We start from the raw sequence: 18,540 nt of genomic DNA, 5'->3' as shown, positions 1-18,540 counted from the left end.
GACGGGCCCCTCTGTAGGGGGCCGTCGGCGGGCGTACCGGTGGGGCGACTCCCGTGCCGACTCAAGCCTCGGCTCACTGGAGCGCGGCGACTCCGGCAGCCCGGCGGTCCTCCTGCGCCGAAGTGAGAGCACGGACCATCAGGGCGCCCGCCACGGCCGCACCCACCATGGCCGCGTCGGCCGCCAGCAGCAGCCCGACATCGGAGTAGGCACGCGCGATGACCTCGTCCGTGGAGTCGGTGTACATCAGCCCCACCCCGCTGACCATCCCGACCAGCCACAGTGCCCACCACCAGTTCACGACACGCGGCAGCGGCTGTTCCGGGGCGCCGGTGCGGTGGATGTCGGCGACGAGGGCGCGGGGAATCCACAGGTTCGCGATCGGGATGATCCAGCCGAGGTAGACCCACGGCGAGGAGTAGCGAGGCCGCTGTGCCGAAAGGGCGTAGGCGTTGTCCCGGACGCGCCACAGCCAGGTGATGAAGGCGATGGCGCAGACCACCGTGGCCGCGTCTCCCAGGGAACTGACGATGTGGTAAGCGTCCTCGAGGCCGGTCAGCGGACGGTGTTGGCCGTCGCCCTGGTCCGGTGGTCCGGAAGACGGCTGTCCCGCTGTCGCGAGCCGGATCTGCCAGACGGCTCGGGCCGTCCAGGCCATACCGACGAGGACGAGGGCGGCGACGGCGCAAAGGGCGGTTCCGCGGACCGGGCGCAGGGCCGACCGGGCTATTTGATCTTTCACCCGGCCATCCTGCCGGGCGGTCCGCCGCGCATGCCAGATACCCAGAGTGACAGTGCCGTGCGCAACCCGACACGGCACTGTCACAAAGACGGGTGGTCAGACCGCCATGGCCGGGTAGGTCGGGTACTCCACGCCGGAGACGTGCTGGACGACGCGGATGACCTGGCAGGAGTAGCCGAACTCGTTGTCGTACCAGAGGTAGAGGATCGCGTTGTCGCCGTCGACCTTCGTGGCGCCGGCGTCGACGATCGAGGCGTGTCGGGAGCCGATGAAGTCGCTGGAGACGGCGTCGGGGGCGTTCGTGAAGTCGATCTGGCGCCGCAGGGGCGAGGTGAGCGAGACATCGCGGAGGTGATCGAGGACCTCCTCGCGGGTGGTCTCGCGGCCGAGCCGCAGGCTGAGGATGGCGATCGAGACGTCCGGGACCGGGACGCGGATCGAGCTGCCGGTGATCGGGGCCTTGAGGTCGGGCAGCGCCTTGGCGACGGCGGAGGCGGCGCCCGTCTCGGTGATCACCATGTTGAGCGGCGCGGAGCGGCCACGCCGGTCGGCCTTGTGGTAATTGTCCAGCAGGTTCTGGTCGTTCGTGAACGAGTGGACGGTCTCCACGTGGCCGCGCAGCACGCCGTACTCGTCGGCCATGGCCTTCAGCGGCGGGACGATCGCGTTGGTGGTGCAGGAGGCGCAGGACAGGATCTGCTCGTCCGGCTTGATCGTGTCGTGGTTGACGCCGTGCACGATGTTCGGGACGTCGCCCTTGCCCGGCGCGGTCAGCACGACCTTGTCGATGCCGGGGCGCAGATGCTGGGACAGGCCCTCGCGGTCTCGCCACTTGCCGGTGTTGTCGATGAGGATGGCGTCCTTGATGCCGTACACCGTGTAGTCGACCTCGGACGGGTCGCTCGCGTAGATCACCTTGATCGCGTTGCCGTTGGCGATGATCGTGCTGTTCGCCTCGTCGACGGTGATCGTGCCCTGGAACTGGCCGTGGATGGAGTCGCGGCGCAGCAGCGAGGCGCGTTTGACGATGTCCTGCTCGCCGCCCTGGCGCACGACCACGGCGCGCAGCCGCAGTCCGTTGCCGGAGCCGGCCTTCTCGATCAGCAGCCGGGCGACGAGGCGGCCGATACGGCCGAAGCCGTAGAGGACGACGTCACGCGGCTCACGGCGCTCGATCTTGTTGGCCCCCGTCGCGCCGGCGACGGCCTCGGCGGTGAACTCGGCCACCGACAGACCCCGGTCGTCGGCCCGGTACGTCTCCGCCAGCATGCCGAGGTCGATCTGCGAGGGGCCGAGATCGAGCGCGGTGATGGCGTGCAGGAACGGCAGGGTGTCCGTGACCGACAGTTCCTCGCCGGCGATCTGCCGGGCGAAGCGGTGCGTCTTGAGGATGCTCACCACCGACTTGTTCACCAGGGAGCGGCTGTGCAGCAGGACGGTCACGTCCCGCTCGCGGTGCAGCTTCCCGATGACCGGGATCATCGACTCCGCGATCTCCTCGCGGTTCTTCCAGTTGGTGAACGAGTCCTCGTTGACAGTCACAGGATCCATCTCTTTCGAGCTAGGTAGCGCTCAGATGGTAACGGCACACTCATTCGATCAACGGAGGCGGGTCGACGGGTATCCGGTACGTACCGTTCCTTTGCAGTGGGCACCCTTGACAGGGTGCGTGCTGTTTCGCGACGTTTGATCCCTGCCGGACGGTTCGAGGGGGGGGCAGGGCGCGGAGACCGCGTCAGGGGGGAACCGGGGGAGGGGTCGCCCGTGCGATCCACGAAGAGCAGCAGGACATCACCATTCACAGACCTGAAGAGCTGAGCCCTTCGCTGCGCCGGGCCTGGCACGAGGCGATGGACGAGTCGCCCGACTGCGCCAACCCGTTCCTCGACGCGCTTGCCTGAGCGCACCGCGCCCTTTCGTACGACCTTCTGCGGCCGTTCGACGGCCCCTCGACGGAAGCAGGTGACGATGCCGTACGGATCGCGGCTCGCCGCGATGATGACACGGCGACTCGGACGCGCATGCGTCTACACGCCCTCGGCACGGCTGGCTCTCTGTCTGGCACTGCGGCGCTGGTGCCGCCCGGGTGGACGGGTGCTGATGTCACCGGTGAACGACGACGTGATCCTCTTCGTTGTCCTCGCGGCCGGCCTGCACCGGCCCGGCCGCCGTACCGGAGTCGACCTGGCGGAACATCGACGCCGTCCTGATCACCAATCTGTACGGCATGCCGGACCAGGTCGTCGAACTGCGCCGCCGCTGCGAGCAGTTGGGGATCCCGCTGATCGAGGACACGGCGCACGCGATCGGCACGCATGTGGGCGGGCAGCGGATCGGCACCTTCGGTCAGGCGTCCGCGTTCAGCCTGTCCAAGCATGTCGCGGCGACGGCCGGGGGATTCCTCGCCGTCGAGGACGCGCACCCGCCGGGAGCTGGAGCTGCTGCGCGACGACCTCCTGGTGCCGGGTCGCCTGCGCGCCGACCTGGCCGTCACGCTGCGACCGCTCGCGCGTTCCTCCGTCCGCGCCCTGCATCTGGTGCGTCCGGTGTGGCGCGCGATGCGGCGCCTCGGGCTGCTGGAGCGCGACGCGTTCCGGACGGCCCTGCACGCCCCGCGGCTGCCGGCTGCGCACGTCAGGCGCCGAGCCTGGCCGCGTACGAGCGATGGGTCCGCGTCGACCTGCACGGCTTCCGGGACCGCCACGGAGCCTTCGTCCGCGGGCAGTTGGTGCTGCGGCTGGCCCGGCTCGACGACGACCTCACCCGGCGCAGGGCCGGTGTCTCGCTGCTGTCGGGAACCGCCTGGGCGTCCCGGGCGGTGCGCGACTGCGCGGCACACGACGGACCTCCGCCCCTGTTCCGCGTCCCGCTCCTGGTCCATGAGCGCGACGCCCTCGTGGAACGTCTGGTGCGCCAACGGCATGGTCTGCGGATACGTCTACGAACCGCCGCTCGACGACTACGCGGGAGCGGAGTTCGCCGAACCGTCCCCCGACCCGTCGGCCGCCCGCTGGTTCGCCTCCCACGTCCTCCCGGCCGACCCGCTCCTGGCCCGCAGGATCACGGGAGCCCTGACAAGGGAACGGGCGACAGCCGCACTCCCCGTGATACGGGACCGGGAACATGCCCCGGTCCCGCCACCGTGACGATCAGCGGGGCCCGTACGCCTTGGGCAGCCGCATACCGCGCTCGGCCATGATCTCCCGTACCCGGTCGGGGTAGTTGGTGATGATGCCGTCGATCCCGAAGTCCATCAGCGCTTCCACGGTCGCCGGGTCGTCGCAGGTCCACGGGACGACCTTCAGGCCCCGGGCGTGCGCCGCGTCGACCATGGCCTGATCGGCGTAGAAGCGGAAGCCCGGGTCGTCGACCTTGCCGCTCTGCGGGAAGCCGTAGTTGGGGGAGAGGGTGGTGACTCCGGCGATGCTGTCGGCGGCCTTCACGAAGTCGCCGTCGTAGTCGTCGGCGTCGATCCCGCCGAGCCAGGGGGAGGCGCCGTCCTTGCCGACCTGGAGGAAGTCGTAGTTGGTCAGGGCCACCAGTGGCCACCTCGGCGCGAGCTTGTGCATCGCCTTGAGGGCGCCCCAGTCGAAGGACTGGATGGTGACCTGGCGCTCGATGCCGGAGCGGTGGATCTCCTCGTAGACCCGGCGCACGAACAGCTCGCGCGGCGCGGTCTGTTCGGGGGCGCCCGCCTCGACCTTCGTCTCGACGTTCAGGGTGACCTGCCGGGCCTTGTAGCGCTTGACCAGGTTCAGGACGTCCCGGAGCTCGACCATCTTCTGGCCCTTGATCTGCTCCTGCTCGGGGAAGCCGGGCAGCTGCTGGTAGCCGCAGTCCATGGTCTTGACCTGGGCCAGTGTCAGGTCCTTGATGTACTTGCCGACGTACGGGTACATCGGGTCGCCCGGCGTGAGCGGCGCGGTGTCCTTGCACTTCTGGGCGCTGACCTGCCGGTCGTGGGTGACGACGACCTTCTTGTCCTTGGTGATCTGGGTGTCCAGCTCCAGCGTGGACACACCCAGGCGCAGGGCCTTGCCGAAGCCCTCCAGGGACGACTCGGTCGTCATGCCGATGCCGCCGCGGTGCGCCTGGAGGTCGAAGGAGGGCTTGTGGTGCAACCCCCCGGAGGTGTGCGCCGTCGTCGCGTGAGCGGCCGCCGGGAAGGCGAGCGCCGGCACCAGGGCCAGGCCGGCGAGGACATGCCTTGAGGACATCGAAACCTCACTCTTGTTCGGTTCGGGGGCGACCCGAAGACGCTAGTGCGGCCCTGGGGAGCGTACGACGACCTGGGTGTGAGGGGGCTGTGAACGCTGGAGGAACGCGACGGCACGTCACCCCAGGGGCCTGAAAGTGCGCAGGCGCAGGGAGTTGGCGACGACGAACACCGAGGACAACGCCATGGTTCCGCCGGCGATCATCGGGTTGAGCAGTCCGGCCGCGGCGAGCGGCAGGGCGGCCAGGTTGTAGGCGAAGGCCCAGAACAGGTTGGACCGGATGGTGCCGAGGGTCCGTCGGGCCAGCCGGACGGCGTCGGCGGCGGCCCGCAGATCGCCTCGTACGAGCGTCAGGTCGCTCGCCTCGATCGCCGCATCGGTGCCGGTACCCATGGCCAGTCCCAGGTCGGCCTGCGCGAGCGCGGCCGCGTCGTTGACGCCGTCACCGACCATGGCGACCGAACGGCCCTCGCTCTGAAGGCGCTTGACGACGGCGGCCTTGTCCTGCGGCAGTACCTCGGCGAACACGTCCTCGGGCGCGATGCCGACCTGGCGTGCGACCGACTCGGCCACGGTCCGGTTGTCTCCGGTCAGCAGGATCGGGGTCAGACCGAGGCCGCGCAGCCGCTCGATCGCCTCCGGGCTGGTCTCCTTGACCGCGTCGGCGACTTCGAGGACCGCCCGCGCCTCCCCGTCCCAGGCGACGGCGATCGCGGTGCGCCCGGCCGCCTCGGCCTCGGACTTGGCCCGCTTCAGCTCCTCGGGCAGCTCCAGCGCCCAGTCGGCGAGCAGCCGTTCCCGCCCGACGAGGACGGCGTGGCCGTCGACGACGCCCTGCACGCCCAGACCGGGCACGTTCGCGAAGTCCTCGGGCGTGGGCAGCGCGCCCAGCTTCTCCAGTGCTCCGTCGGCCACGGCTCGGGCGATCGGGTGCTCGGAGGCGTGCTCCAACGCGCCCGCCAGCCGCAGGACTTCGGACTCGTCGCCTCCATCGGCGGTGTGCACGGCGAGCAGCGTCATCCGGCCGGTGGTGACCGTGCCCGTCTTGTCGAGGACGACGGTGTCGACCTTGCGGGTGGACTCCAGCACCTCAGGACCCTTGATCAGGATGCCGAGCTGGGCGCCCCGGCCCGTGCCGACCAGCAGCGCGGTCGGGGTGGCGAGACCCAGGGCGCACGGGCAGGCGATGATCAGGACTGCGACGGCGGCCGTGAACGCGGCCGTCAGCCCGGCGCCGTTGCCCAGCCAGAAGCCGAGGGTGCCCAGGGCCAGGGCGATCACGACCGGCACGAACACGGCGGAGATCCGGTCCGCGAGCCGCTGCGCGGCGGCCTTCCCGTTCTGCGCGTCCTCCACCAGCTTGGCCATCCGGGCGAGCTGGGTGTCCGCGCCGACCCGTACGGCCTCGACGACGAGCCGCCCGCCCGCGTTGACCGTGGCGCCGGTGACCGGATCGCCCTGGGACACCTCAACCGGCACGGACTCGCCGGTGAGCATGGACGCGTCGATGGCGGAGGAGCCCTCGACGACCGTCCCGTCAGTGGCGATCTTCTCGCCGGGACGCACCAGGAAGCGGTCGCCGACCGTCAACTCGGCGACGGGGACGGTCTGTTCGCGGCCGTCCGGGCGCAGCACGGTGACGTCCTTCGCACCCAGCTCCAGCAGCGCCTTGAGAGCGGCTCCCGCCTTGCGCTTCGAGCGGGCCTCGAAGTAGCGCCCGGCCAGGATGAACATGGTGACGCCGGCCGCGGCCTCCAGGTAGATGTTCCCGGCGCCGTCTCCGCGGGCGATGGTCAGCTCGAAGGGATGCGTCATCCCTGGCGTGCCCGCGGTCCCGAAGAACAGCGCCCACAGCGACCACAGGAACGCCGCCGACGTACCCACCGAGATCAGCGTGTCCATCGTGGCCGCACCATGGCGGGCATTGGTCAGCGCCGCCTGATGGAAGGGCCATCCGGCGTACGTCACGACGGGCGCCGCCAGCGTCAGGGAAAGCCATTGCCAGTTCTCGAACTGCAGGGCGGGAATCATGGCCATCGCGATCACGGGGACGGCGAGCGCGACCGAGGTGAGCAGCCGCTGCCGGAGGGATCGGAGCTCATGGTCGGTCTGCTCGGGCTCGGGGTCGGCCCGCGCGGGCTCCTGCGCGGTGTACCCCGTCGCCTCGACCGTGGCTATCAGCTCCGGGACGGAGACCTCACCGGTGTAGCTGACCCTGGCCTTCTCGGTGGCGTAGTTGACGGTGGCCGTGACCCCGTCCATGCGGTTGAGCTTCTTCTCGACGCGTGCCGCGCACGAGGCGCAGGTCATGCCGCCGATGACGAGTTCGACCTGGTTACTGGCCATCATCGCTCCTGGACTGCATACGGGGTCGGGGTATCCTTCTTCCGTCGTCATGTATACCCCTGCGGGGTATCAAGAGTAAAGCGCGTCGAAGCCTTGACTTCATACCCCCTGGGGGTATGGTCGATCGCAGAGAAGCCCGGAGATCGGAGAACACCATGCGCACCGCACTGAAGCTCACCGCATTCGCCGCCGCGCTGGCCGCCACCTTCGGCACCGCCTACGGCGTGGGCCAGGGTGTCGCCCCGGTCGTAGAAGACCGCCCGCCCGCGCGGCACGACACGCACACCGAAGCGGCAACGGAGGGAGGGGACGACCACGGCGGGCATGAAGCGGCACCGGCCGGCGGACTGCAGATCTCCGAAGGCGGCTACACCCTCGACCTGAAGACCCCGCGCGTCACCGCCGGGGAGCGGAGCGAGCTGCGCTTCACGATCCGGGACGCCGGCGGCGACGCCGTCACCGCCTACCGGCGCGAGCACGACAAGGAACTGCACCTCATCGTGGCCTCACGCGACCTGATCACCTACCGCCGTCTGCACCCCACCCGCGCCGCCGACGGCACCTGGAGCATCCCCGTCGAACTGCCCCGCGCGGGTGGCTACCGCGTCTTCGCCGACTTCACCCCGGCGAAGAAGGGCGCGGAGAACCTCACCCTCGGCGCGGACCTGGCGGCAGCGGGCCCCTATGAGCCGAAGCCACTGCCCGCGCCCAGCGACACCGCGAGGGTCGACGGCTACGAGGTCGAGCTGTCCGGCGGCCTGCGCCCGAGCACCGAGAGCGAGCTGAAGCTGACGGTGTCCCGCAAGGGCAGGCCGGTCACCGACCTCCAGCCCTACCTGGGTGCCTACGGCCATCTGGTCGCCCTGCGCTCCGGCGACCTCGCCTACCTCCATGTGCACCCCAACACCTCGACGAAGCCGGGCCCCAACATCTCCTTCTCGGCCACGGCACCGAGCAGCGGGACCTACCGGCTGTTCCTCGACTTCAAGCACGAGGGCACCGTCCACACCGCGGCCTTCACGGTCCACGCCGGACAGGCGACGGCGGAAGAGCCCGCGCACGAAGAAGCAGAAGGGCACGGGCACTGAGACGGAGGCCGGTCGGCTGCTGCGACCGGCCTCCACGCATGTCCGGGTGGAGCGTCAGGACGTCGGCTCGGTCACCTTCGTCGAGGTCTCTCCGTCGACCGCCGCGGCGAGCTGCGGCACCAGACGCTCGAGCATGTAGGGCAGGCTCAGCACCGTCACGAAGGAGACCGAGTTGCCGTAGTCGCTGCTCTCCTTGACGAAGACCTCACGGTCCTCCTTCGCCACCGTCAGATCGGCGTACAGGGAGTCCTTGCGCAGCTCGGCCTTGTCCTTGGCGGTGTCGGAGACGATCCAGACGATCGCGTCGGTGTCCAGCAGGTCGGTGCGCTCCTTGCTGATGTTGGCACCGAACTCGTCACCGATGACCTTGTCCAGGTCCTTGGGCAGGGTGAAGCCGAGGTCCGTGAGCAGACGCGAGCGCGGGTCCTGGCTGCCGAAGACGAAGATGCCCTCGTACGGCGTCGCCATCACGGCGCTGGACTTGGCGAACTCCGGGTGTTCGTCGGTCGCCTTCTTGAAGTCGGTCTCGACGCCCGCGACGAGGTCCTTGGCCTTGGCCTCCTGGCCGAGCGCCTTGCCGATGATCTCGGTCTGGTTCTGCCACGGCACGCCGAAGTCGTTGTACTCCTTGGGCTGGGCGACCACCGGGGCGAACTTCGACAGGGTGTCGTACTGCTCCTTGGTCAGGCCGCCGTAGACGGCGAGGATCAGGTCCGGGTTGAGCGCGGCGATCTTCTCCGTCTGCGGGCCGGTGCCGGTGTCCTTGAGGACCGTCGGGGCCGCCGCGCTGCCCAGCTTGTCCGTGGCCCAGGGGCCGATCGCGCCCTTGTAGCCGCCGAGCCACTCGGTCGTGCCCACGGGCACCTTGCCCAGCGCGAGCACGGCGTCCTGGTCGGTCAGACCGACCGTGACGATCCGCTTCGGCTCGGACTTGATGGTCGTACTGCCGTACTTGTGCGGGACGGTCACCGGGAAAGCGGTGCTCGAGGACCCGGTGGCTTCCGAGCCCGCCGTGTCGGAGCCGTCGTCGGATCCGCAGGCCGTGACCGTGACGAAGAGGAGCAGCGCGGAGGCGAGTGCCGCGGCGAGCCGGGTGCCTCTGAGAGAGCCGAGCATCAATGGTCCTTCTTGGTTGTGTCGGTGCTGGGACGGGGCGTGGGGGGCTCGTCGACGGGTGTGCGGGTGCCGGACCACGCCTGCCACAGGGAGGCGTAGGGGCCCGCGGTCGCGCACAGTTCGTCGTGGGTTCCGCTCTGCACGATCCGGCCGCCGTCCATGACGACGATCCGGTCCGCGTCGGCGGCCTGGGTGAGGCGGTGGGCGACGACGAGCGCGGTGCGGTGCTCGATCGCCCGCTCCGCCGCCTTCTCCAGCAGGCGGGCGCCGGTGCTGCCCGCCTCGGCCGTGGCCTCGTCGAGCACGGCCACCGGCGGATCGGCCAGGACCAGCCGGGCCAGGGCCAGTTGCTGCACCTGGGCGGCGGTGAGGCGGTGTCCGCCCTCGCCGACGACGGTGGCCAGACCCTCCGGCAGCGCCTCGGCCCAGTCCAGCGCATCCACCTTGGCGAGTGCCGCGCGCAGGTCCTGGTCCGTGGCGTCGGCGCGCGCCAGGCGCAGATCGTCGGCGAGCGGCCCGGCGAAGACATGTGTCTCCTGGGTCACCAGGGCCACGGGCAGGCCGTCGGTGGGAGCGTTCAGCTGTACCGAGCCGGCGGTCGGCCGGTGCACGCCCGCGATCAGCTTGGCCAGCGTCGTCTTGCCCGCGCCGCTCGCGCCGACGAGGGCGACGCGTTCGCCGGCCGCGAGGGTGAGGTGCACGTCGTGCAGGACGGGACGGCCGGGCTCGTACGCGTGATGGACGCCCGTCACCGTCACCGCGCCGGACTCGGGACGGTCGTACGGACTCGGTGCTCCGGTTGATGCCTCGGTCGCCGGTCCGTCCGCGACCCCGACCAGCCGGGCGAGCGCCGCCGTCGCCGACTGGGCGTCGTCCAGCAGGACGAGGGCCGAGTTGATGGGGGTGAACAGACTGTGGAAGTAGAGCGCGGCAGCCGTGGCGGTGCCGATGGATACGGAGTCGCCGCGCACCAGCAGGAAGCCGGTGACGAGGACGGCGGCGAGGCCGGTGTACTCGGCGATGTGCAGCCGGTTGTAGAAGTCGAGCACCAGCCGCACCCCGCGCATGGTCAGCGCCACCGCGGCCGAGGAGCGCTTGGTCACGTGTGCGGCGTGCTGCTCCTCCATCCGGAACGCCCGTACCGTTGCGGCGCCCGCGATGGTGTCCAGGAGCTGCTGTTGCTGGGACCCCATGGCGATGCGCTGCTCGGCGTAGAGGGGGACGGCATGGCGTACGTACCAGCGTGCGGTCCCCGCCTGGACGGGCACGGCGAGCAGGGCCGCCAGCAGGAACCGCCAGTCCAGCGCCGCCATCGCGGCCAGGGTCAGCACGATGGCCAGCAGGGAGCGGGCCAGTTCGGGCAGCGCGTTGCGCACCGCCTCGCCGACCACCGAGACGTCCCGGGTGACCCGGGCGTTGAGATCTCCGGAGCCTGCCTTCTCCACCTGTTCCAGGGGCAGTCGCAGGGCCCGCTCCACGAACCGTTCGCGCAACTGCGCCAGTACCGTCTCGCCGAGCCGGGAGACCAGTGACAGACCGAGCGTGGTGGCGCCGCCCTGCACGACGGCGACCAGCACCAGCAGGACGACGGGCAGGGTGAGGTCGTCGGCCGGGCGGTGCTCGGCGACCACGTCCACGATGCGGCCGAGCAGCGGCTGGATGAGCAGCCCGACCCCGGTCGCCGCGGTCATCACGGCGAAAGCGGTGAGCATCAGGCGCCGGTGCGGACGGACGAGTTCACGGACCGCGGCCCGGGTGCGGACCGGCGTCGCCGTGGGCAGCAGTTCGCGGGTGGGGGTCGGGTCGGTCATGCCACCACCGCCGCTCGGTAGGACTCATGACGGCGTATCAGGTCGGCGTGCGGAGCCGTGTCGCAGACCCGTCCGTCCTCCAGCAACACGACCCGGTCGGTGACCGACAGGAGCCCGGGGCTGGTGGTCACCAGGATCGTCGTACGGCCCTTGCGGATCTCCCGGATTCCGGTGGCGATGCCCGCCTCGGTGACCGCGTCCACCGCGGTGGTCGGATCGTGGACGACCAGAACAGGCCGGTCGGCGGCCAAGGCGCGGGCCAGGGCGACCCGTTGGCGCTGCCCGCCCGACAGGGACCGGCCGCGTTCGCTGACCGCCGTGTCGGCGCCGTCCGGCAGGGACTGGGCGACCTGCGCCACCCCGGCCGCCGCCATCGCCGGCTCCGGATCGGCACCGTCCGGGGCGGACGCCGTGACGTTGTCGTGGACGGTGCCCTCGAAGAGGTCGGCGTCGTGCTCGGCCACCAGCATCGCCGTACGCAACTGAGCCGGATCCAGGTCCCGCAGGGGTACGCCGTCCAGCTCGACCGTGCCCGAGTCCGGGTCGGTCTGCCGGGCCAGGGCGCGCATCAGGTCCGTGGCCTGGGCGGGGTCGGTCGTGACCACGCCGAGCAGCTCGCCGGGCGCGACCTCCAGGTCGACGTCGCGCAGCCCGCCGAGGCTGACGCCGCTGAGCCGGACCGCGCCGCGCACCGGCTGGGGGAGGGCTGCCTCGCCGGCGTCGACGGTGTGCGGGGCGGCTAGCACCTCCGCGATCCGGGAGGCGGAGGCGCGCCCCTGGGCGAGCTCGGCGTTGACCCACGCGAGCACCTCCAGCGGGCCGAGCAGGAAGAGCGCGAGCCCGACCGCCGACACCAACTGGCCCAGACTGATGTCGCCGTGGGCCGCGAGCCGGCCGCCGACGAGGGCGACGGCGGCGATCAGACAGCCCGTCAGGGTCAGCACCATGCCGCTCTGGAAGGCCTGTGCGCGGGCCGCTTTCAAGGTGGCCTGGAGGGAGTCGCGGCTGGTGGTGCGGTAGCGGGTGATGGCGGTCGACTCACCGCCGATGCCCTTGAGGATCCTCAGACCGGACACCAGATCGGCGGCGACGGCCGAGGCGTGCGCGGCCCGTTCCTGCTCGGCCTCGCTGCGGGACTCCAGCGGCTTGCTCAGCAGGTGGCCGAGCCACAGCAGCACCGGCGTGCCGAGCAGTACGACCAGGCCGAGTGTCACCGACGCCCGAAACAGGACGACGGCGCAGGCAAGGATGCCGGCCAGGGCCGAAATTCCCGCCATCAGTGCCATGTTGACGGCGCCGACCCGCTTGGCGTCCTCGGTGGCGACGTTGGCGAGCGCGCCGGGCAGGCGGCCTTCCTCCGCTCCGCCGCGTGGATGAAGGACGCGTCGTACGAGGGTGATGCGCAGGTCGTGTTCGGCCTGCGCGGCGGCCCGGTCGCCGGACCAGGCGCCGTAGCGGTAGCTGAGCGCGAGTCCCGTGTAGACCACGGCGAGGACGGCGAGCCACCGCAGCAGGGCGCCGGTGTCGGAGTCCGTGACGGCGCGGTCGATGACGACACCGATGAGGACCGGCACCAGCGCCTCGCCCGCCTGGTGTCCCGAGCCGAGGAGCGCGCCGAGCGCGACATCGCGCCGCTGCCCCTTGATCGACCGTCTCAGGACGTCCCGTCCCGACGGATTTGAAGGACCCACCCGCACCCCTCCGGGATCGGACGACCGTTGAATCGCTCGACAGGCTGAAAACTTAGGTGAGGCTACTCTGACTTGATGAATCTTGCCCAGTGGCGTCGCCCGCGTCCCCGCGCCGGTGAGTGAGCAGGGAGTCGAGGATCTCGCCGGAGCGTACGGCGGTCGTGGAGAGAAGGGTGGAAGTCAGGCCGTGGGTGTGCTCGGTCGCACCCTGCAGATAGATACCGGCGGTGACCTCGGGTGCGGCCTCCACGCGGTGGTCGCGTCCGACTCGTACGGCGTCGTTGTCGTCCCGCAGGCAGAGCTTCGCGGTTCGGCCCAGCAGGGGGTCGAGCTCCCGCGGGCGGTAGCCGGTCGCGTGGACCAGCACATCGCAGGCGATCACCTCCCGTTCTCCGGTGGGGAGGTACTCGACGGTGACCTCGAGTCGGTCGGGCAGTTGCCGCACGTCCCGGATGCGGGACACGTTCCGCAGCTGGAGGCGCTCGTGGCCCTGGACCTTCTCGCGGTACATGGTGGCGTACAGCGACTCGATCAAGTCCATGTCGACCACTGAGTAGTTGGTGCTGCGGTGGTAGTCGTACAGGGACTGCTTCACCTCGGGCCGCGCCTGGAAGTAGACGTCCACGGCCTCCGGGTCGAAGATCCGGTTGGCGAACGGGCTGTCGTCGGCGGGTGTGTAGCCGTACTTGGCGAAGACCGCGCAGATCTCCGAGTCGGGGAAGGAGCGGTGCAGGTAGTCGACCGCTTCGGCGCCGCTCTGTCCCGCGCCGAGGACCAGGATGCGGTGCACCGATCCGCCCCGGCCGGTCAACTCGCGGGTGCGCGGGATCAGTTCGCTGTTGTGCCAGATGCGGTCCGAGAGGGCTATGTCGGGCGGCACATGGGGTTCCAGGCCCACGGCCACCGAGATGTTGCGGGTGCGGCGGACCACCGTGCGCTGTGGATCGCCGGGTACGCGGCTGACCACGTCGAACCAGCGGACCTCGCCGCCCTCGGCGGTGACCGGTTCCACGGCGAGGACCTCGGCGTCGTACGTGACCAGGTCCGCGACCCGGGTGGCCGCCCACTCGAAGTACTCGTGGAACTCGATCCGCAGCGGGAACAGGGTCTTCGCGTTGAGGAAGTCGACCAGTCTGCCGCGCTCCCGAAGGAAGCACAGGAAGCTGAAGTCGCTCGTGGGATTGCGCATGGTGACCAGGTCCTTCAGGAAGGACACCTGCATGGTCGCGTCGTCGATGAGCATTCCGCGGTGCCAGCCGAAGCTCGCCTGGCGTTCCAGGAATCCGGCGCGGATCCGTTCGTGGGGAGCGGCTTGGACGTTGTGTTCCTCGATTGCTATGGCCAGTGCGAGATTTGACGGTCCGAAACCTATTCCGAGCACGTCGTGGACGGCGTCAGGTTCGTCGTGCAGTGCGTTCACCGCAACTTCCCTTCCCCTAGGCGCCACTGATGTTAAATAAGGTTAGCCTTACCTTGCAATGGTGTGTCCTACGAGAGGATCGACTATGCGGGTCGTCATGTTCGGCTATCAGACCTGGGGGCACCGCACGCTCCAGGCTCTGCTGGAGTCCGATCACGAGGTGGTCATGGCCGTCACCCACCCCAAGAGCGACCACGTGTACGAGAAGATCTGGGACGATTCGGTGGCCGAACTCGCCGAGAAGCACGACATCCCCGTACTGCTGCGCAACCGCCCCGACGACCCCGAACTCCGCGCCGCCCTGCGGGACGTGGAGCCCGATCTGATCGTCGCCAACAACTGGCGCACGGTGCTCCCACCGGAGATCTTCGACCTCCCCACGCACGGCACGCTCAACGTCCACGACTCGCTGCTGCCGGCCTACGCGGGCTTCTCCCCGCTGATCTGGGCGCTCATCAACGGCGAACGTGAGGTCGGCGTCACCGCGCACCGCATGGACGCCGAACTCGACGCGGGCGACGTCCTGTTGCAGCGGGCGATCCCGGTGGGCCCGCGCGACACGGTCACCGACCTCTTCCACCGCACTGTCGACCTGATCGCCCCCGTGGTCCACGAGTCGCTGGACCTGATCGCCTCGGGCCGGGCGCGCTGGATTCCGCAGGACCGCAGCAGGGCCAGCTTCTTCCACAAGCGCTCGCTTGAGGACAGCCGCATCGACTGGACCTGGCCCGCTCAGGCCCTGGACCGGCTGGTGCGCGCACAGTCCGACCCGTACCCCAACGCCTTCACCCACCATCGCGGCGAACGCATCCGCATCGTCGAGGCGGAGGTGTCCCAGGGCTGCTACGGCGGCACGCCCGGGCGCATCTTCATCCGGGAGGGAGACGGGGTGGTCGTGGTGGCGGGTGCCGAGGCGCGGACCGGCCGGCTGCACGGACTCCTGGTCAAGCGGGTACGGACGGAGGACGGGACGGAGCTTGCGGCGTCGGAGTACTTCCGCACGATGGGCGGGTATCTGACGGCGCGGCCCTGACGGGGTCCCGCGTTCTCAGTCCGCCGACTGTGCCATCGGCTGCAGCGGCGCGCCCTGGTGATGGCGTCCCATCGGGATCACCATCGGCGTGCCGCTGACCGGGTCCAGGGTGATGCGGCAGTCCAGGTCGAAGACGTCCGCCACCGTCTTGGCCGTGATGACCTCGGCCGGAGTGCCCTCGGCGGCGATCCGGCCGTTCTTCATGGCGACCACGTGATCGGCGTAGCGGCAGGCCTGGTTGAGGTCGTGCAGGACCATCACGACGGTGCGGTTCTCACGCCGGTTGAGGTCCGTGATCAGGTCCAGGACGTCGATCTGGTGGGCCAGGTCCAGATAGGTCGTGGGCTCGTCGAGGAGGAGGACGGGGGTGCCCTGCGCCACGGCCATCGCGATCCAGGCCCGTTGGCGCTGGCCGCCGGACAACTCGTCGACGGGGCGGTCCGCCAGGTCCGTCATACCGGTCGCCGTCAGCGCCTGCCGCACGGCCTGCTCGTCCGCCTTCGACCACTGCCGCCACCAGGTCTGGTGCGGTGAACGACCCCGGTTCACCAGGTCGATGACCGTCAGGCCCTCCGGCGCCACCGGGCTCTGCGGCAGGATGCCCAGACGCTGCGCCAGTTCCCGCGTCGGTATCGAGTGCATCGCCCTGCCGTCCAGATGGACCGCCCCTTCGCGGGGCGCCAGCAGCCGGGCCAGGGCGCGCAGCAGCGTCGACTTGCCGCAGGCGTTGGCGCCGACGACGGCGGTGATCCGGCCGGGCGGCACGGCCAGGTCGAGGCCGTCCACCACCAGGCGGTTGTCGTACGCCAGGCGCAGACCGCTCGCCCGCAGGTCCGGGTCGGCCAAGGGCAGCGCGTCGGCCGGTCCGGCATCGGTCGGCATACGGTCGGTCGACATGGGATCAGCCTCCTGAACCCGCGCGGTTGGCGCGGACGAGCAACCAGAGCAGAACGGGCGCACCGAGCACGCCCGTGACGATTCCGACCGGCAACTCCGTGCCGGAGATCAGCGTACGGGCGATCAGGTCGCCGCCGAGGACCACCAGCGCCCCAGTCAGTCCCGAGGCCACGGTGGGTGGCCAGGCGGTGCCCGCCAGTCGCTGGGCGATCTGCGGCGCGGCGAGCGCAACGAACGCGATCGGGCCCGCGGCGGCGGTGGCGAAGGCGATCAGACCGACTCCGCCGAGCAGGATGGCCAGGCGCACGGGTTGTACCCGCGTGCCCAGGCCGGTGGCCACGTCGTCGCCCAGCTGGAGGGTGCGCAGCAGCCGGCCGAGCAGCAGCGCCGTCGGCAGCAGGACCGCCAGCGCGACGGCGAGGGGGCCGACTTGGGACCACGTACGGCCGTTGAGGTTGCCCACCAGCCAGCCGAGCGCGGCCTGGGCCTGGAAACGGCCGCCCTTGGCCACCAGATAGTCGGTGGCGCTCGTGCAGATCCAGGACACGCCGATGCCGACGAGGATGATCCGGTAGCCGGTGGTGCCGCGGCGCCAGGCGAGGACGTACACCAGCAGGGCCGTGGTCAGCGCGCCGAGCAGTCCGAGCGCCTGCGTGCCGAGGCCTCCGTCCCAGCCCAGCACGATGCCCGCGACCACGAAGGTGCCCGCGCCCTGGGTGAGGCCGATCATGTCGGGGCTGGCCAGCGGATTGCGGGTCATCGTCTGGAACAGCCCGCCGGAGACGCCGAACGCGATGCCGGCCAGCAGTCCGACCAGGGCGCGGGGCAGCCGCAGTTCCTGGACGACGAGCACGGTGCCGGGATCCCCGGAGCCGACCAGGGCCCGCACGACGTCGGTGAAGGCGATCGGGTAGTCGCCGATCGTCAGGCTCCAGCAGAAGACGAAGAAGGCGCCGACGCCGAGGACCGCGCACACCGCCACCAGACGGGGGCGGATGATGCCGGACAGTGGCGGCACGGTCAGGCGGTAGGTCCGGACCGGCGCCGAAAGGGATTTCGCCGAAAGGGACTTGAAGGTCGTCGTCATCCTCATGCCTCCGCGAGCTTGCGCCGTCTGACCAGGGCGATGAAGAACGGTCCGCCGATGAAGGCGACGACGATCCCGGCCTGCACCTCGGTGGGCCGGGCGATCATCCGGCCGATGATGTCCGCGGCGAGGAGCAGGCTCGGCGCGAGCACCGCGGACAGTGGCAGCAGCCAGCGGTGGTCCGGGCCGATGCCCGCCGACTGGGCCAGCACACGGGCAACATGGGGGACCACCAGGCCGATGAAGACGACCGGGCCGATGGCCGCCACCGCCGCTCCGGTCAGCAGGGTGATCGCGGTGACGCCGCCGAGCCGGATGAGGCCGATCCGCCGTCCCAGGGAGGCCGCCACGTCCTCGCCGAGAGCCAGGCTGTTGAGGGCGGGCGCGGCGGCGAGAGCGAGCACGGCACCGACGGCCAGGAAGGGCAGGATCCGCACCACGGTCGCCCCGTCCTGGTCGGCCATCGAGCCGGCGGTGAAGAAGCGGTAGCGGTCGAGCGCGTCCGGGTCGGTCAACGCGATCGCGCTGGTGAGGGAGTTCAGCAGCGCGGTCACCGCGACCCCGGCGAGCGCCAGCTTGACCGGGGTCAGGCCGGAGCGGCCCAACCTACCGAGCAGGAAGACGAGGACGCTCGCCACGAGCGCACCGGCGAAGGCGAACCAGACGTACCCGTAGAACGAGCCGAGTCCGAGCACACCCACGGCCAGCACGATGGCGAAGGACGCGCCCGCGGTGACCCCCAGGATCCCGGGGTCGGCCAGCGGATTGCGCGTCAGGGCCTGCATCAGCGCCCCGGCAAGACCCAGCGCCGCCCCTGCGGTGAGTCCGAGTGCCGTTCGGGGCACCCGAGCCGACCAGACGACGTTGTCCACGAACCGGCTCGGTGCGTCACCGAACAGTGCGCGCACCACTTGGTCCGGCGGAATGCTGGCGGCGCCGAGGGCGAGCGACAGCAGACAGAGCGCGAGCAGCACCACGCCCAGCGATGCGACGAGGAGAACAGGGCGAACCCTTCTGCCCCGCGTCACCGTGCGGTCTCCAACGGGCAACTCCCTTAGGTTAGGCAGACCTTAATCGTAGTGGTCGGTAACA

14 protein-coding genes and 1 pseudogene are annotated in these 18,540 nt (G+C 70.4%); 4 read left to right on the top strand and 11 right to left on the bottom strand.

All coding sequences use genetic code 11. From position 1 onward, the window contains the following. Positions 1–73: 73 nt before the first annotated feature. Entirely contained in the window at positions 74–742 is a 669-nt protein-coding gene (locus QQY66_RS04290) for a DUF4328 domain-containing protein (protein WP_301977680.1), read from the bottom strand. A gap of 96 nt (positions 743–838) precedes the next feature. After that, positions 839–2,284: a glyceraldehyde-3-phosphate dehydrogenase gene (locus QQY66_RS04285; RefSeq protein ID WP_301987162.1), complete on the bottom strand. Its 1,446-nt coding sequence runs from the start codon at positions 2,282–2,284 to the stop codon at positions 839–841. Positions 2,285–2,969: 685 nt separating this feature from the next. Here QQY66_RS04285 and QQY66_RS04280 point away from each other — a divergent pair. Together QQY66_RS04280 and QQY66_RS04275 are read left to right on the top strand one after the other, a co-directional pair. Beyond that, a pseudogene (locus tag QQY66_RS04280) lies at positions 2,970–3,098 on the top strand (DegT/DnrJ/EryC1/StrS family aminotransferase); the annotation flags it as partial. Positions 3,099–3,117: 19 nt separating this feature from the next. After that, entirely contained in the window at positions 3,118–3,888 is a 771-nt protein-coding gene (locus QQY66_RS04275) for a hypothetical protein (RefSeq protein ID WP_301987756.1), read from the top strand. Between the two features lie 3 nt (positions 3,889–3,891). Here QQY66_RS04275 and QQY66_RS04270 read toward each other — a convergent pair whose 3' ends face one another. Together QQY66_RS04270 and QQY66_RS04265 are read right to left on the bottom strand one after the other, a co-directional pair. Next, positions 3,892–4,959, bottom strand: a complete 1,068-nt coding sequence (locus QQY66_RS04270; protein ID WP_301977679.1) for a glycerophosphodiester phosphodiesterase family protein — start codon at positions 4,957–4,959, stop codon at positions 3,892–3,894. Between the two features lie 117 nt (positions 4,960–5,076). Beyond that, entirely contained in the window at positions 5,077–7,308 is a 2,232-nt protein-coding gene (locus tag QQY66_RS04265; protein WP_301987161.1) for a cation-translocating P-type ATPase, read from the bottom strand. A 152-nt stretch (positions 7,309–7,460) separates the two neighbouring features. On the opposite strand from QQY66_RS04265, the gene QQY66_RS04260 reads away from it, so the two are divergent. Further along, the gene (locus QQY66_RS04260) at positions 7,461–8,393 is read left to right on the top strand and encodes a hypothetical protein (protein WP_301977678.1); all 933 of its coding nucleotides are present in this window, start codon (positions 7,461–7,463) and stop codon (positions 8,391–8,393) included. Positions 8,394–8,447: 54 nt separating this feature from the next. Here QQY66_RS04260 and QQY66_RS04255 read toward each other — a convergent pair whose 3' ends face one another. Genes QQY66_RS04255 through QQY66_RS04240 form a run of 4 tightly spaced genes read right to left on the bottom strand, consistent with a single transcriptional unit; the run spans position 8,448 to position 14,431 of the window. Continuing rightward, a complete protein-coding gene (locus QQY66_RS04255; protein ID WP_301977677.1) occupies positions 8,448–9,509 on the bottom strand; it encodes an iron-siderophore ABC transporter substrate-binding protein in 1,062 nt (353 codons plus the stop codon). Further along, entirely contained in the window at positions 9,509–11,320 is a 1,812-nt protein-coding gene (locus QQY66_RS04250; RefSeq protein ID WP_301977676.1) for an ABC transporter ATP-binding protein, read from the bottom strand. The genes QQY66_RS04255 and QQY66_RS04250 overlap by 1 nt, the downstream gene beginning before the upstream one ends. Then, complete coding sequence (locus QQY66_RS04245; protein WP_301977675.1) at positions 11,317–13,011, bottom strand: ABC transporter ATP-binding protein; 1,695 nt, start codon at positions 13,009–13,011, stop codon at positions 11,317–11,319. The genes QQY66_RS04250 and QQY66_RS04245 overlap by 4 nt, the downstream gene beginning before the upstream one ends. 52 nt (positions 13,012–13,063) lie before the next feature. Continuing rightward, on the bottom strand, positions 13,064–14,431 hold the full coding sequence (locus QQY66_RS04240) for a lysine N(6)-hydroxylase/L-ornithine N(5)-oxygenase family protein (RefSeq protein WP_301977674.1): 1,368 nt from the start codon (positions 14,429–14,431) through the stop codon (positions 13,064–13,066). An 85-nt stretch (positions 14,432–14,516) separates the two neighbouring features. On the opposite strand from QQY66_RS04240, the gene QQY66_RS04235 reads away from it, so the two are divergent. Next, positions 14,517–15,464 (top strand): methionyl-tRNA formyltransferase, encoded by a 948-nt coding sequence (locus QQY66_RS04235; protein WP_301977673.1) that lies wholly within the window; start codon positions 14,517–14,519, stop codon positions 15,462–15,464. Between the two features lie 15 nt (positions 15,465–15,479). Here the strand turns inward: QQY66_RS04235 and QQY66_RS04230 are convergent, their stop codons facing one another. From QQY66_RS04230 to QQY66_RS04220, 3 genes are read right to left on the bottom strand one after another with little or no spacing between them, the layout of a single operon-like run. Further along, positions 15,480–16,316, bottom strand: coding sequence for an ABC transporter ATP-binding protein (locus QQY66_RS04230; protein WP_301987160.1), 837 nt, complete (start codon positions 16,314–16,316; stop codon positions 15,480–15,482). A gap of 49 nt (positions 16,317–16,365) precedes the next feature. Continuing rightward, positions 16,366–17,448: an iron chelate uptake ABC transporter family permease subunit gene (locus QQY66_RS04225; protein WP_301977671.1), complete on the bottom strand. Its 1,083-nt coding sequence runs from the start codon at positions 17,446–17,448 to the stop codon at positions 16,366–16,368. A 2-nt stretch (positions 17,449–17,450) separates the two neighbouring features. Beyond that, complete coding sequence (locus QQY66_RS04220) at positions 17,451–18,476, bottom strand: iron ABC transporter permease (protein ID WP_301977670.1); 1,026 nt, start codon at positions 18,474–18,476, stop codon at positions 17,451–17,453. Positions 18,477–18,540: the final 64 nt, after the last annotated feature.

Source organism: Streptomyces sp. DG2A-72, from assembly GCF_030499575.1.
Lineage (GTDB): Bacteria > Actinomycetota > Actinomycetes > Streptomycetales > Streptomycetaceae > Streptomyces.
The sequence above is the reverse complement of the archived record's forward strand: the minus strand, read 5'-3'. Positions and strand labels throughout refer to the sequence as shown.